Origin of the sequence: Marinobacter sp. AL4B, from assembly GCF_019916045.1 — a bacterium.
GTDB lineage: Bacteria > Pseudomonadota > Gammaproteobacteria > Pseudomonadales > Oleiphilaceae > Marinobacter.
In genome coordinates this window covers 489,136-502,786 of the sequence record NZ_JAILWZ010000011.1, presented here as the reverse complement: position 1 = coordinate 502,786, position 13,651 = coordinate 489,136, and the positions used below count along the sequence as shown (strand labels likewise).

At 52.9% G+C, this 13,651-nt stretch carries 13 protein-coding genes; 9 read left to right on the top strand and 4 right to left on the bottom strand.

Translation table 11 applies throughout. From position 1 onward, the window contains the following. The first annotated feature begins 107 nt into the window (after positions 1 to 107). The 3 genes from zwf to K5L82_RS06475 are packed head-to-tail and all read left to right on the top strand — an operon-like array spanning position 108 to position 2,945. Positions 108 to 1,580: a glucose-6-phosphate dehydrogenase gene (gene zwf / locus K5L82_RS06485; protein ID WP_223133584.1), complete on the top strand. Its 1,473-nt coding sequence runs from the start codon at positions 108 to 110 to the stop codon at positions 1,578 to 1,580. After that, positions 1,567 to 2,286 (top strand): 6-phosphogluconolactonase, encoded by a 720-nt coding sequence (gene pgl, locus K5L82_RS06480; RefSeq protein WP_262492531.1) that lies wholly within the window; start codon positions 1,567 to 1,569, stop codon positions 2,284 to 2,286. Before zwf ends, pgl begins: the two co-directional genes overlap by 14 nt. Continuing rightward, complete coding sequence (locus tag K5L82_RS06475; RefSeq protein WP_223133583.1) at positions 2,286 to 2,945, top strand: bifunctional 4-hydroxy-2-oxoglutarate aldolase/2-dehydro-3-deoxy-phosphogluconate aldolase; 660 nt, start codon at positions 2,286 to 2,288, stop codon at positions 2,943 to 2,945. The genes pgl and K5L82_RS06475 overlap by 1 nt, the downstream gene beginning before the upstream one ends. Before the next feature lie 8 nt (positions 2,946 to 2,953). Here K5L82_RS06475 and pyk read toward each other — a convergent pair whose 3' ends face one another. Further along, entirely contained in the window at positions 2,954 to 4,402 is a 1,449-nt protein-coding gene (pyk, locus tag K5L82_RS06470) for a pyruvate kinase (RefSeq protein ID WP_223133582.1), read from the bottom strand. A 122-nt stretch (positions 4,403 to 4,524) separates the two neighbouring features. Here pyk and edd point away from each other — a divergent pair, with 122 nt between their 5' ends. From edd to K5L82_RS06440, 6 genes are all read left to right on the top strand, one after another. Beyond that, entirely contained in the window at positions 4,525 to 6,351 is a 1,827-nt protein-coding gene (gene edd, locus K5L82_RS06465) for a phosphogluconate dehydratase (protein WP_223133581.1), read from the top strand. A gap of 37 nt (positions 6,352 to 6,388) precedes the next feature. Further along, the gene (locus K5L82_RS06460) at positions 6,389 to 6,991 is read left to right on the top strand and encodes a uracil-DNA glycosylase family protein (RefSeq protein ID WP_223133580.1); all 603 of its coding nucleotides are present in this window, start codon (positions 6,389 to 6,391) and stop codon (positions 6,989 to 6,991) included. Positions 6,992 to 7,171: 180 nt separating this feature from the next. Next, on the top strand, positions 7,172 to 7,972 hold the full coding sequence (locus K5L82_RS06455) for a C39 family peptidase (protein WP_223133579.1): 801 nt from the start codon (positions 7,172 to 7,174) through the stop codon (positions 7,970 to 7,972). 54 nt (positions 7,973 to 8,026) lie between these two features. Then, the gene (locus K5L82_RS06450; RefSeq protein WP_133005853.1) at positions 8,027 to 9,037 is read left to right on the top strand and encodes a transporter; all 1,011 of its coding nucleotides are present in this window, start codon (positions 8,027 to 8,029) and stop codon (positions 9,035 to 9,037) included. Positions 9,038 to 9,076: 39 nt separating this feature from the next. Then, positions 9,077 to 10,702 carry an OmpP1/FadL family transporter gene (locus K5L82_RS06445; RefSeq protein WP_133005852.1) on the top strand — a complete coding sequence of 542 codons (1,626 nt, stop codon included), beginning with the start codon at positions 9,077 to 9,079 and terminating at the stop codon, positions 10,700 to 10,702. Positions 10,703 to 10,722: 20 nt separating this feature from the next. Beyond that, the gene (locus tag K5L82_RS06440) at positions 10,723 to 11,760 is read left to right on the top strand and encodes a MalM family protein (protein ID WP_223133578.1); all 1,038 of its coding nucleotides are present in this window, start codon (positions 10,723 to 10,725) and stop codon (positions 11,758 to 11,760) included. Between the two features lie 7 nt (positions 11,761 to 11,767). Here K5L82_RS06440 and K5L82_RS06435 read toward each other — a convergent pair whose 3' ends face one another. The 3 genes from K5L82_RS06435 to K5L82_RS16630 are packed head-to-tail and all read right to left on the bottom strand — an operon-like array spanning position 11,768 to position 13,632. After that, on the bottom strand, positions 11,768 to 12,802 hold the full coding sequence (locus tag K5L82_RS06435) for a polysaccharide deacetylase family protein (RefSeq protein WP_223133577.1): 1,035 nt from the start codon (positions 12,800 to 12,802) through the stop codon (positions 11,768 to 11,770). A gap of 29 nt (positions 12,803 to 12,831) precedes the next feature. Further along, on the bottom strand, positions 12,832 to 13,488 hold the full coding sequence (locus K5L82_RS06430; RefSeq protein ID WP_223133576.1) for a DNA-J related domain-containing protein: 657 nt from the start codon (positions 13,486 to 13,488) through the stop codon (positions 12,832 to 12,834). Positions 13,489 to 13,506: 18 nt separating this feature from the next. Next, the gene (locus K5L82_RS16630; RefSeq protein WP_262492530.1) at positions 13,507 to 13,632 is read right to left on the bottom strand and encodes a hypothetical protein; all 126 of its coding nucleotides are present in this window, start codon (positions 13,630 to 13,632) and stop codon (positions 13,507 to 13,509) included. Positions 13,633 to 13,651 lie beyond the last annotated feature (19 nt).

The window sequence follows — 13,651 nt, the reverse complement described above, 5'->3', positions numbered from 1 at the left end:
AGTAGTAAAAACGTCATGGATAGCTCGCCACCTTGGCTTCCATGATTGGCAGTGTCATTATTTAGCTAAAGTTACGACAATAATCCGCCGTCAAGATGGGGAGTTGAATGTCTGAGCCGCTGCCAGCCTCGTGTGATCTTATGCTTTTCGGGGCGATGGGGAACCTAGCCCGAAAGAAACTCTTTCCTGCCCTCTATCAACTGGATCGAGCCGGTTTGTTGGCGGAAAATAGTAGAATTCTGGCCATCGCACGTCGTGATGAAAGTGTGAAGGGCATAAGGGAAGAATTGGCCTCAAACCTGAAAGCTGAGGTTTCTGATGAGGAATTTGATCGGGAGCTTGTGGAACGGTTTGTGGCGAGGGTGGATTACCAGTTGTTGAATTTTACCGATACAGCTGGGTTCTCTGAATTGAATCGTTGGCGAAACGCCGAGAATCAACTGATTGTTTATATGGCAACGCCGCCGACCATGTATGGCGTGATCGCGCGCAATCTTAAAGATCAAAGCTGTTGTACAGACAGAACCCGGGTTGTGGTGGAAAAGCCCATTGGGCACGATCTGGCCTCATCCAAAGTGATTAATGATGCATTAGCCGAGGTTTACGACGAAAGCCAGCTGTTCCGTATCGACCATTATCTAGGTAAAGAGACGGTACAGAACCTGATTGCCCTGCGTTTTGCCAACAACCTGTTTGCGTCCCAGTGGGATCAAAACCATATTTCCCACGTTGAGATTACAGTGGCTGAGAGCACGGGCATAGACGGGCGCTGGGGCTATTTTGATAAGGCGGGGCAAGTTCGGGATATGATCCAGAACCACTTATTGCAGCTGCTCTGTTTGATTGCCATGGACCCGCCTGCGGATTTATCTGCCGACAGTATTCGCGACGAAAAGGTGAAAATTCTGAAAGCGCTCAAGGGGATCCCGCCCGAGATGATGGAGCAATATGTGGTGCGCGGACAGTATGCGGCGGGAGCCAGTCAGGGCAAGGTGGTGCCGGGTTATCTCGAAGAAGAGGGTGCGGACAAGTCCAGCCTGACGGAAACCTTTGTTGCGTTGAAAGTGGAGATCGACAATTGGCGTTGGTCGGGCGTGCCCTTCTATATCCGAACCGGCAAACGGATGCCTGAAAAAATGGCTCAGATTATCATCCACTTCAAGCCGGCTCCGCACTACATCTTTGACTCCGACCAGAAGCATCTGGCCAATAACAAACTCATTATTCGGCTTCAGCCAGACGAGGGCATGGCGCTTAAGATTCTTACCAAAGAACACGGGTTGGATAAGGGTATGCGGTTGCGTCAGGGTCCGCTGGAACTGACATTTTCGGAAACCTTCGGTGCGGAGCGCATTCCGGATGCCTACGAGCGGTTATTGTGGGAGGTAATGCGGGGCAGTCAGTACTTATTCGTGCGACGTGATGAAGTCGAGCACGCCTGGCGTTGGGTGGATCATATTATCCAAAACTGGCGTGATTTGGGCGAGCCGCCGAAACGCTATGCTGCCGGTACATGGGGGCCAGTGGCGTCTATCGCGCTGATCACCCGAGACGGGAGGAGTTGGTATGAAGATGCCTGAATTGCAACTACCGGTGGGAGTGAGTTTGCATTCGGCGCAGTCGCCGCAGGCTATCGCGGAAATCCTCGCGGAGCGTGTCGCGGAATATTTACGCCTTCGTCTTGCGGAAGCTCCAGAGGCGACGCTGGTCGTTTCAGGTGGCTCAACGCCGCTACCATTTTTTCGTGCCTTGCGGGACAAACCGTTGGAGTGGGCAAGGATAAAAATAGCTTTGGCCGATGAGCGTTGGGTGCTGGAAAGCGATCCCGCCAGCAATGCGGCCTTGGTGAAAAGGGAGCTGCTGAAAGATGCTGCTGCTGAGGCCCGCTTTGTGTTATTTAACGTTTCTGACAAAGATGCCGCTGATGCAGTATCGGAGCTTGAGGCTGATGCCACAGGATTAACCTTTCCGGTGGATGTGTTGGTGCTAGGCATGGGTACTGACGGGCACACGGCTTCGCTGTTCCCGGATGCGCCGGAGTTGGCGTGTGCGATGGAGCCATCTGGTGAGCAGCGCGTAATGGTGATGACACCGCCATCACAGGCGCACCAGCGAGTGACCCTGACACTGCCGGTGCTGGCCCAAGCGCGCTTTAAAGTGCTACACCTTAAAGGACACGATAAAATTGCTACGCTGGCTCGAGCCGCTGAAGCTCCGGACGATTGGTCAGCTATGCCGATTCGGGCTTTCCTGCAAGCCGGATTGAATATTTACTGGAGCCCGTGATGCCACAACTCTCGAATGACCATAAGCTGGAAATTGAGAAGGTACTGACACGATCGCCGCTGATACCGGTGATTACCATTGATCGTTTGGCCGATGCCGTACCTTTGTGTACGGCGTTGTATGAAGGCGGGCTAGGGGTTCTTGAGATCACCCTGCGCACCGAGTTTGGCGTCGCAGCTATCCGGGAGGTGCGCGAGGCCCTTCCGGATGCATTGGTAGGAGCTGGATCTGTGACCAGTATTGCGCAGTATCGCGAGGTTGAACTGGCCGGAGCCCAGTTTGTGATCACACCTGGCGTTACCGAAGCGGTTCTGGAGTTTGGCGTAACTTCTGAGGCGCCGCTGTTGCCGGGTATTTCGACGGCCTCAGAGCTGATGATGGGCCATATTCATGGCTACCGGCATTTTAAGTTCTTCCCTGCGGAAGTGTCCGGAGGAGTGGCGGCGTTAAAAGCGTTGGCAGGGCCGTTTCCAGACGTGCAGTTTTGCCCCACGGGTGGCATTCAGCAGCATACAGCAGTCGACTACCTGACCCTTAGGAATGTTGCCGCGGTGGGAGGTAGCTGGCTGACACCGTCTGAGAAAGTCGCAGCAAAAGACTGGGCCGCAATCACGGAGATCGCGCGCGCCAGCCTTCTCGATGCCAGGCAACAAGGGTAGTTCTCGGATCAGTGGATCTCGGAGCCGACCTGAACGATTTTCATGGTATTGGTGCCGCCATGAGCGTTCACAAAATCACCGTTGGTAATGACAACCAGGTCACCCTGTTTGACGTAGTCCCGTTTGACTAACTCATCCAGTGCCAGGTTTTTCACCTGCTCTTTTTCGTGATTGGCAGAATCAAACGGTACGGTTTGAACGCCGCGGTATAGAGCGACTTTGTGTTGGGTCGAATGATGCCGAGAGAAGGCGAAAATGGGTAAGGCTGATTTGATGCGTGACATCAGGCGTGGTGTCGAGCCGGTTTCTGTCAGGCAGATGATGGCCGTTACGCCTTGCAAATGGTTTGCTGCGTACATAGCAGATAACGCAATGGCTTCATCAACGGCGTCCATGCTTTCGTTAATGCGGTGTTTTGACTGACGCATAGAGGGATGGCGCTCGGCACCTTTACAGATTCTCACCATAGCCTCAACAGCCTCAGTGGGATAATCACCCACTGCGGTTTCGGCCGACAGCATAACCGCATCGGTGTAGTCCATAACTGCGTTCGCCACATCAGAAACTTCAGCGCGCGTCGGCATGGGATTGGTGATCATAGATTCCATCATCTGGGTCGCGGTAATAACGACACGGTCGAGCACACGAGCGCGTGCAATAATATGCTTCTGGACCGCCACCAATTCCGCATCACCGATCTCTACGGCTAAATCACCACGGGCGACCATAACGGCATCAGATGCCTTGATGACAGCGTCCAGGGCTTCGGTGTCGTGAGCCAGTTCGGCTCGTTCGATTTTCGCTACCAAACCCGCGTCAGAGCCGGCTTCTTTCAGCAGCCGGCGAGCGATGTGCATATCTTCAGCGGTGCGCACGAATGAGACTGCAACGTAATCGGCGCCCAAGCTAGCGGCGGTAACGATGTCTTGCTTGTCTTTGTCGGTCAGTGCGTCAGCTGATAATCCGCCGCCGCGCTTGTTCAACCCTTTGTTGTTGGACAACGGACCACCAATCAGAACCGTGGAGGTGATGCTGTGATCATCTACGGCGGTCACCTCCATTTCGATACGGCCATCGTCCAGAACCAGAATATCGCCGGGGGTGACATCGTTAATCAGCTCTTCGTAATCGATACCTACGGATGATTCAGTGCCAGCGTCTTTATCCATCGAGGCATCAAGAACAAATGTTTGCCCGGGTTTGAGCGTCACTTTGTTGTTGCTGAAGCGTGCAATTCTGAGTTTTGGTCCTTGAAGGTCTGCCAGTAGCGCAACGAAGCGACCTTGTGCGGCAGCGGTTTGGCGCACATTCTTTGCCCGCTCGATGTGTTCCTGTGCGCTGCCGTGAGAAAAATTCAGGCGAGTGACATCTACACCGGCCGCAATAATGCTGACCAAAGCTTCCTTACTGTCAGTTGCGGGACCAAGGGTGGCTACGATTTTTGTGCGCCGGAGCATAGGGCGTGTCCTTTTGATGTGTCGAAAACGGAGAGTGGATTGAGTATGGTTAATTGAATCGGAACGCGAGTCTTTAAGGAAGTACACTTACGTCGTGTGTTTATCAATTTGGGAGTTATGCCATGCAGCCTGTTGTTTCCAGGGTTACTGACCGGGTTATCGAGCGAAGCCGAGCGACACGGCAGGCGTATTTGGCAAGAATGCGGGCGCTCAGGGAGCAGGGGCCACAGCGCGGAACTTTGTCGTGCAGTAATTTGGCTCACGGTTTTGCGGCATGCCAGCCGGGCGATAAAAATCAGCTCAAACTGATGAACCGAGCCAATGTTGCGATCGTCTCGGCGTACAACGATATGCTTTCTGCGCATCAACCTTACCATCGTTTCCCGGATGCTATTCGTGAAGCGGCTCATGGTATGGGTTCTGTAGCCCAGTTTGCCGGTGGCACACCTGCGATGTGCGACGGTGTTACCCAAGGCCAGCCGGGTATGGATCTGAGCCTGTTTTCCCGCGACACCATTGCCATGAGCACTGCCGTGGCTCTAAGCCACAACATGTTTGATGCCGTCACCTTACTGGGTATATGTGACAAAATTGTGCCAGGCCTCCTGATTGGTGCGTTGAGCTTTGGTCATCTGCCTGCCGTCTTGATACCGGCGGGGCCGATGCCTTCTGGTTTGCCAAATAAAGAGAAACAGCGGGTTCGCCAGTTGTTCGCGGAAGGGAAAATAGGGCAAGACGAACTCCTTGAAGCCGAAAGCCAGTCTTACCACAGTCCTGGCACCTGCACATTTTACGGGACAGCGAACAGTAATCAGCTGTTGGTGGAGGTAATGGGCTTACATTTGCCCGGAGCGGCCTTTGTTCATCCGAACACACCGCTGCGAGATGCTTTAACCCGCGCAGCCACGGAACAGGTGATTCGGTTGTCTCAGCCACAGGGTGGCAAGCTTGGGCTGGCCGAAATGGTCGATGAAAAGGCGATCGTTAACGCTTTGGTCGCCCTGCTGGTTACCGGTGGTTCTACCAATCACACCATTCATTGGGTCGCGATTGCCCGGGCCGCTGGTATTCTAATCGATTGGAATGACTACGCTGACCTTTCTTCGGTCGTGCCGTCTATGACCCGGATTTATCCGAATGGTCAAGAAGACATTAATGCTTTTCATGAGGCGGGTGGAACGCCCTATTTGATTCAGGCGTTACTGAGCGCAGGGCTTCTTCATGAGGACGTGAACACAGTGATGGGGCCGGGGTTGGCCCAGTATGCCCGCATGCCGGAAATGAGTGAGCAGGCGCTGCGATGGCATCCAGCGGTCCATGAGAGTCTGCAGCCAAACGTGTTGAGTTCTGTCGAACAGCCGTTTGCACCCGACGGAGGGCTGAAAGTGCTTGAGGGCAATCTTGGCCGAGGCATTATTAAAGTGTCTGCGGTTGCTGCAGAACATCATTGCGTCGAAGCAGCTGCAGTTGTGTTTGACGACCAGAACGATTTAAAGGCAGCTTTCGAGGCGGGAAATCTTGATCGGGACTGCATTGTCGTGGTCCGGTTTCAGGGGCCCCGGGCCAATGGTATGCCGGAGCTTCATAAATTGACCCCGTATCTGGGTGTTCTTCAGGATCGCGGCTTTAGGGTTGGGTTGGTGACGGACGGCCGCATGTCGGGCGCTTCCGGCAAGGTGCCCGCCGCCATTCATGTGTATCCCGAGGCGTTGGAAGGTGGACCGTTGGCTAAGATTCAGAACGGTGATGTCATCCGTTTGGATGCCGTTAACGGGAAGCTGTCTGTGCTGCTGGAAGATGCCAGCCTAAATGCGCGGGCTAATGCCAGTCGTGACCTTGCTCAACAGCGCCAAGATTACGGTCGTGAATTATTTGGCTGGATGCGGCAAGGGGCCAGTAACCCGGAGCAGGGCGCCAGTGTATTTTGGACAGCGGAAGGTCGTGCTTAGTTAATTTTATAGATGCAAACCGGGAGCACTGATTGTGGTGTCAGAGAATAATGAACTCGACGAACTTGGTTTTGAGCAGTTAGTTGGTCGTGTCCGGGCTTGTACCCTGTGCCGTGACAAGTTGCCTCATGAACCTCGCCCGGTTGTTCAGCTTTCCGAGTCATCCCGTATTCTGATTGTGGGGCAAGCGCCGGGCAGAAAAGTGCACGAAACGGGGATTCCCTTTAACGATCCCAGCGGGGATCGATTACGCCGATGGATGGGGGTAGACAGAGAGACGTTTTACGATGAAACCCGAATGGCAATTCTTCCTATGGGATTTTGTTTCCCGGGTACTGGGAAATCTGGGGATTTGCCACCCATTGCGAAATGCGCGGCTACCTGGCGTGATGCATTATTGGCCCGGCTTAAACGGGTTGAGTTGACCTTGGTGATCGGGCAATACGCGCACGCGTGGCACTTGCCTGATAGTCGGCGTTCGGTCACCGACAACGTGAAAGCGTGGCAAGAATATTGGCCGCGGCTGTTACCAGCCCCTCATCCAAGCCCCCGAAACAATTTATGGTTTCGGAGGAATCCCTGGTTCGAGGAGGAGGTACTGCCGCGGTTGCAGGAAAGAGTCGCCGATATTCTAGGTTAGGCCACATCTCCATTGAATTGACGGCTCTTGAACCAGTTCTCACTCCCCTCCTGACTGGTGTCCGCTGCAGCGGTCGATTTGAGGCACAGTTATCTTTAAGCCCCTCACGATTTCGGTATCTTACCGTTACATGATGTAACCACTAAGTTGCATGTCTAATAAAAACAGGGACATTCCATAATGCTGCTGGTGTTGGCCGGGTCTATCCTGACGTTCGCAATGGTGCAGGAAGCTACCGAAGTAGAACCGTATGATCGGGGTACCATTGTGCTTGAGCACAAGGTGGATTCCAGCCCCGTGGAGCATCGCACCGATGTTCGCGTTGAACCGTTGGTTGAACAAACTTTCCGAAATATTGTTCGCCAAGCCTACGACTACAGTTGCGGCAGCGCAGCACTCACCACCGTGTTGAATAATTATCTGGGGCGAACACTTTCAGAGCGCCAAGTAATGGAGGGGTTACTGCATTACGGCGAAAGTGAGCGGATTGTTGAGCGCCGTGCTTTCTCCATGCTGGACATGAAAAAACTAGTGACTGCCCTTGGGTACCCTTCAGGTGGGTTTCGTGCCGGTATCGATGACCTCATGGAGCTCGATCATCCCGCAATCGTTCCTATTCAACACGCAGGCTTCAAACACTTTGTTGTTCTTCGAACCATACGAGATGGCCGGGTATACCTAGCCGATCCTGCCGTGGGCAATATTTCCTTCACTTTGGCTCAATTCGAAGAAAAGTGGGATGACAATGTGCTGTTCATTGTGTTTCCGGGGAGTGATAAACCTCTGGATAACCTTGAGCTGAAAGAGGAAGACCTTCGGTTCGTGGATGATCAGACAATGACCCTGCTCGCCCAGCATGAAATTCCATTATTTCATGAAGCAACGGAGCGCAGACTGCAGAACCTGTTGGAACGTCAGAAAAATAATCCCGACGGTAGTGTGGAAAACACACGAAAACAACTTCACTACCGTCGTAACTAATTTTCCGGTTAGCCACCGGGACAGGAATAAAATCAATAAGAGTAGGGAGTCAGGATGAATCGTTGGTTAGTGCGAGGCTTTTTCCTTGTTTCCACGGCGGGTCTGCTTCCAAGTATGGCGCTGGGCCAAGAAGGGAGTGTGGATCAGGCGCGAGAAGCGCTGTCGCGTCAAGATGGGGATGAAGATTCTAGTCGTCAGTTGGAAGAGGTATTCCAGGCGGCGGAGAAAAACTACTCGTTGCAGAAGAAGGGGACTCATTCCCTGAACTACTCCTTTGATTACTCGTATACCGGTGATCAGCGTCTAGACCTCGCGATTACCAATGGTTCGGTGCGGAATCTGGATGTGGTCCCCTCAGCAACGCACACTTTCACCAACTCGTTTTCCTACGATTACGGACTTTTGGACAATTTAACGATTGGTGCCCGGCTTCCCTTGGTGGTTAAGTACGATACTGAAGACGAATTGAACGTCTACGACATGGGAGATGTTTCCTTTACGGGCCGTTGGCAGCCATTTGCGTACGTACCGGGGAAAATGTCGACCACCTTCTTTGGCACTTTAAGCACCAAAACTGGCGTTAGTCCCTACGAAATCGACATTAAGGAACAGCTGTCTACTGGCAGTGGTTACTACTCGGTGGGTGGTGGCTTGAGTATGTCCAAAGTGTTAGATCCGGTGGTTGTGTTCGGCTCTCTAAGTGCGACTTACAACGTCACCGCCGATGATTTGGAGCAAGTTCGGGGTGGCCGTCTGCTGGTCGAAGTTGAACCCGGCTTCGGGCTTTCCGGGTCGGCCGGTTTTGCCTATTCGTTGTCCTACGATATTTCCTTAAGTGTGTCGGCTCAGGTCAGCTACAGCGATGAAACGATACTGACTTTTTCCAACGGTGATCAAGCGGCGGCACAAGACCAAATGACTGGGTTTTTGAGTATGTCGCTCGGTACTCGCGTCAGCGATATGACCATTGTGAATACCAGTCTGGGGATTGGTCTAACCGAAGATGCTCCAGACTTTTCCCTGGGTGTATCCCTGCCCATTAATTTCTCCGGCCTCAAAGAGTGATTGGCGCTGCAGATATTCTAAGGGAAGGGGATGTATTTCATGGGACAACCTAGCTACAAACAACACGTTCTTGCGGCTTTAATTGCGGTTGGTCTTTCGTGTGGTGCGCAAGCACAGATGACGCAGAACCTGACGATCCACCCCAAAGCACTTGCGCTTGGCAACGCCGTGACCGCTGATCCTCCGGGGATCATGTCAATTCACTACAACCCAGCCGGCCTTACGAAATTGGATGGCCGTCAATTAGAAGTGAATATTCTCAGCATCTATCTGGATATTGATGCGGACTTTATCGCTGATGAAGAGTACGAGATCTTCGGTATTAAAGGGCTGGAAACGGATCCCTTAACAGGAAAGCAGCGTGACCCCGTTGCCAATAGCCACAGTCACACGAACAACGTGGCACTTTACGTGCCCGGATACGGCGTTCTTCGGTTGCCGCCGGGACCTGCGGTTGCACCGTCAGCCGGAATCAGTATTAAGTCGCCAGGCTCGAAGCTGACGTTTGCCAATGCGTTTTTTATGCCCATGGCCGCAGGCTTTTACAGAGACAAGGACGACCCAGGCCGGTACCAGCCCCAGGCAACGGCGCTCCAAAGAACCACCTACCTCTCTCCAACAGTGGGCTACGAGATTAACGACGAATGGTCGGTCGGTGCCGGCATTCACTTGTCCCACTTCGGTTTGGCTGCTGATCAGTACATGCGAGCCCCAAATATGCTACTCGGTGTTGCTGAAGTTTTGCAGGATGCCTTCAACTGTGAAAGTGGTGATGAGCCACTGCAACCTTGGCTGGCGCTGTGTGGTGGTAATATCGGGCCGTTTGATGATATTGGAGCCTTGAGCCTGAACATGCAGGAGAGCATCTCGCCCACCTATGCCTTGGGTGTCATGTGGGAACCCACCGATTGGTTCCGCTGGGGGGCAAGCTACACGTCCGAAGCAGACATGAATCTCAAAGGCCAGTTCGAAATTCAGTACACCGACGATTGGGCGGGGTTCTGGCAGGGCTTGAATGGTTCGGTACTGGGGGCGATCACCTCCGCCATCCTTAGTCTGCCGTCGGGTGCGCCTCGCGAGGCTGGTAACGTGTCGATGGACCTAGTCTACCCGCAGCATTTTCAAACCGGGATCAGCGTGGATGTGCACCCCAAGCTGACCCTTAATGCGGATATAGGTTGGACTGATTTTGCCCAGTGGGATGCTTTTAATTTACGGTTCGACCGAGATCTCGAATTCCTGAATGCGGCAAGAATTCTGTCTCCTGATAATGCGACACCCAATACCTTGAAGCTTCCTCTAGGTTTCAAGAGCCAGTGGAACTGGGCGTTTGGCATGGAGTTTCATGCGTCGTCACGTCTGGATCTGAGAGCCGGTGTAGAAATCCGTGATTCCGTCATCCCCGATGATCAGCGCTCAATCATGGCACCTTTCGGTGGCGCAAACCTTTACAGTATCGGTATGGGATATCGCTGGGATAAAGACACCGAAATTGACATGAACTTGTCGTATTTGCATTCGATAGAGACGATTCCGGCGGATTCCAGTTGTAACGTAAACTGTGACAATATAACGAACATCATTTACAACCCATATGCTGGTTTGGATATAAAAACCTCATTGCGGGTTGTTATGGCCGGTTTGAGTTTCAGGACCAAGTTCTGATTTAACTGCGGAGTTTGCCAATGATACGGGCCCGCGCAAAAACGTTATCACTGTTGCTTGTAACAGTATCGGTTCTGGCCGGTTGCCAGTTTGGTAGCGGGAATTCCCACGTTGCCGAGCGCGAAGGATATTTTACCTGGGTGGATGAGCAGGGTCGGGTACGTTACACCCGAATTCCTGAATCGGAGGCACCTGAAAGGAGCTCTCACGAAGTCGGGTCACAGGATACGCCAGTCAATGACCCGTTTTTGGCCAGCACACCGCCTAAAGAGGATGACTTTACCGATGAAAACTATCCGGATGGTCAGGCACTGGCGGACAAAGGGTTTGTTCGTGATGGCCAGAGGCAGCCGTATTTTACGTGGCTCGATGCTGAGGGCAATGTCCGTGTCAGCTACTACACGCCTGATCTCGACAGCAAGAGCAAAGGCACTCGTTCCAGCCCGATCAATCTAACTCCGGCTTCGGTGCATTTGCCATCGAAATCCGTAGGCGAAGTCGAGCCGGTAGAGGGGTACGATCCAAACGCTTTTGCAATCTTGGGTATTGAGAAAAACCTGACCAGTGAGTTTGACGAGTTTGTCGAGTATTGCTGTGAAGGCTTGGCAAACAGGGACTATCAAAACTGGGTAGAAGGGAGTGAGTTCGGCGTACAGATGGATGGTGACTCACCTAACCATCGATTTAGTTCTGGTGAATCTCCTTTCCAGTTAATTGCCTTGCCGCTGTCGGTCTCGAACTCGGGATTTGTTATGCGGCTTCGCGCTTACGATCACCACGGTGTGTTTGTTCCGAGCCTGGCCTTTCTTAATCGAGAGTTTCAGGTGGTGAGGATGGTCACAGATCTGGTAATGGACTATACCCCAGAGAACTGGCACCGCCGCGGGTATCTTGAAGCTTGGGTTCCGGCTTTACCTGACCAAGGTGAGCGGTGGCTCGTACTGTATACACGCTCGCAAGATCTTGGAAAGCAAACGGTTATCGCCACCGAGTCGGGGCCCAAAGCTATCCCGCATACCGGAACAGGTGAATTGGGTATTGCAACCTTTGAGCCGTAAGTCCTGGTTAGTCTTCAGGGGCGTCCAGATTCAGCCATTGTTGTGATAGCCAGTAAAAACTGCCATTGCCTGCCGGGTGGGTGCAGTTGTAGCGGAAACGGCGGGCGTTCAAGGCTTTTGGTGCTTGGATGGTCACGGTATCAGAACTGGCGCTGAAATTAATCCTGCCCAGACCAGAGGCAAAACAGGTAAGCCGGGACGCCGATAGTGGAGCCTCCAGCTTCAACGTCAACGACGGTGGGTTATCAGATACAACGCCATCTGGCAGGCGGCTGGCGTCAATGGGGAATGCTTTGCTTAGCAGCTTGTCTTTTAAACTGCTGAGTTGTCCGTAAGCGTTGGCCATTGGGAAGCGGGGGAGTCTGGTACCGTGGGAGTAGTGCCCTATGGCGCCGGACTGCTGGCCAAACCCCAGCCAATCTCTTTCTGTCACCTTTTGTTCGAGCGCTTCGTCGTATTCTCCATAGGGGTAGGCGAACAGCTGCGCAGTGGCCCCCAATTGTTTTTCTAACATTTTTTGGGCAACGTCGAGGCTGCGGTTAGTGCGCTTGTGCCAATCTGCTTCCGCTTCCCCAGACCTTCGCGCCAAATGTCCATGACCTATGCTGTGGTTGGCTATGGTGACCCAGTCGTTGCTGCTCAGTTCTTTCAACTCCGCCCAGTCCATATAACCCGGACCACCTACGGCATCGGTGTTTACAAAGATGGTGTAGGGCATCTGCTTTTGATCCAGTATCGGCGCCGCAGCGTTGTAAACGGATTCATAGGCATCATCAAACGTAATGGCGACTTGATTGGTTTGTGGTGCGTCACCGGAGAGCGCTTCGCGAGTCGCTGGCCCCAATGAAACAACGTCTAACCCCAAATCGGAGATCATCTTCATTTGCGCCTCAAAAAGCGAGAGTGAGGTGCTGGTTGCCGGCGGTGTGCTGTCAGCCACATGGTGATATTGCAACACCACCAAGTCGGCTTTCGCTGCGTAAGGAAGAGCCATTATCAAGGACAGAGCGGGCAGGGATATCAGTTTTCTGAAAGTGATCATGTGCAGAGCATTCCAATCAAGACGGGATGTTACGAATAGTGCGCTTTGAGCACCGCGAACGCATCGTTCAGGCGTTGCACTTCTATTGTGCTGCCACCGCGATCGGGGTGAGCTTTCATCATTAGCTTTCTGAACCGACGCTTTGCAGTGTCAAACGTTGATGGAACTGACTCAAATCCGAGCACTGTTGCAGCTGAGGTGACGGATGCACTATTCGGTTTTTGCACTATTGTACCTGCCCAAAAGCGATCCATCATGTCACTGATTTCTGAGTTGGATAGGTAGTATTGTTCAAGATCCATATAAAATGCGCGCAGCGTGTCCGTTGGCCCCGGAACGGATGTGCTACTGATTGAATCTGTCGGGAGTAGGCGAATTTGGAGAGGCGATAAATGAATGCTTTCGCCACCGGGTAAAAGCTCATCGCTGAGGCGATACAGCGTATGAAACAGTAGGAAATGCACCGGGTAGAGTTGTTCAGTGCGGCCAAAGTCTACCGGCCCGATTAACTGCCAATGGTTGCTTTGAAGCGTTTTAATCAAAGCCAGCTCGCTGAGCCCTGACGGACCCGCTGCCCTCAACTCGTGCTCAGCGGCCACCACCAGGTGCTCAACCTGCTGATGTAACCAGTTCAATTCGTTGGGGGTGCTTTTGTAGGTCGGGCGGGTTGTATGGTCAGTTTTCATACACGCATAGTAAGCCAGTCAGTCTTCGCTTGGAAGGACCCCCAGCGCTGCTGGATCGCCGAGATTGAGTGCGCGTTTACCCGTAGTTTCCGGTTTCAAATTCAACATATCCATGTTGCTGTCCTGTCCCTGAATGTTTGTCATGCGTATAATTCCGGGCTCA

What these genes read in the sequence shown, in the direction of transcription:
- zwf (WP_223133584.1), top strand. Translation starts at nt 108, where the DNA reads ATGTCTGAGCCGCTGCCAGCCTCGTGTGATCTTATGCTTTTCGGGGCG.
- K5L82_RS06430 (WP_223133576.1), bottom strand. Translation starts at nt 13,488, where the DNA reads ATGAAAACTGACCATACAACCCGCCCGACCTACAAAAGCACCCCCAAC.
- K5L82_RS06475 (WP_223133583.1), top strand. Translation starts at nt 2,286, where the DNA reads ATGCCACAACTCTCGAATGACCATAAGCTGGAAATTGAGAAGGTACTG.
- edd (WP_223133581.1), top strand. Translation starts at nt 4,525, where the DNA reads ATGCAGCCTGTTGTTTCCAGGGTTACTGACCGGGTTATCGAGCGAAGC.
- K5L82_RS06450 (WP_133005853.1), top strand. Translation starts at nt 8,027, where the DNA reads ATGAATCGTTGGTTAGTGCGAGGCTTTTTCCTTGTTTCCACGGCGGGT.
- K5L82_RS06440 (WP_223133578.1), top strand. Translation starts at nt 10,723, where the DNA reads ATGATACGGGCCCGCGCAAAAACGTTATCACTGTTGCTTGTAACAGTA.
- K5L82_RS06435 (WP_223133577.1), bottom strand. Translation starts at nt 12,802, where the DNA reads ATGATCACTTTCAGAAAACTGATATCCCTGCCCGCTCTGTCCTTGATA.
- pyk (WP_223133582.1), bottom strand. Translation starts at nt 4,402, where the DNA reads ATGCTCCGGCGCACAAAAATCGTAGCCACCCTTGGTCCCGCAACTGAC.
- K5L82_RS06455 (WP_223133579.1), top strand. Translation starts at nt 7,172, where the DNA reads ATGCTGCTGGTGTTGGCCGGGTCTATCCTGACGTTCGCAATGGTGCAG.
- K5L82_RS06445 (WP_133005852.1), top strand. Translation starts at nt 9,077, where the DNA reads ATGGGACAACCTAGCTACAAACAACACGTTCTTGCGGCTTTAATTGCG.
- K5L82_RS16630 (WP_262492530.1), bottom strand. Translation starts at nt 13,632, where the DNA reads ATGACAAACATTCAGGGACAGGACAGCAACATGGATATGTTGAATTTG.
- pgl (WP_262492531.1), top strand. Translation starts at nt 1,567, where the DNA reads ATGAAGATGCCTGAATTGCAACTACCGGTGGGAGTGAGTTTGCATTCG.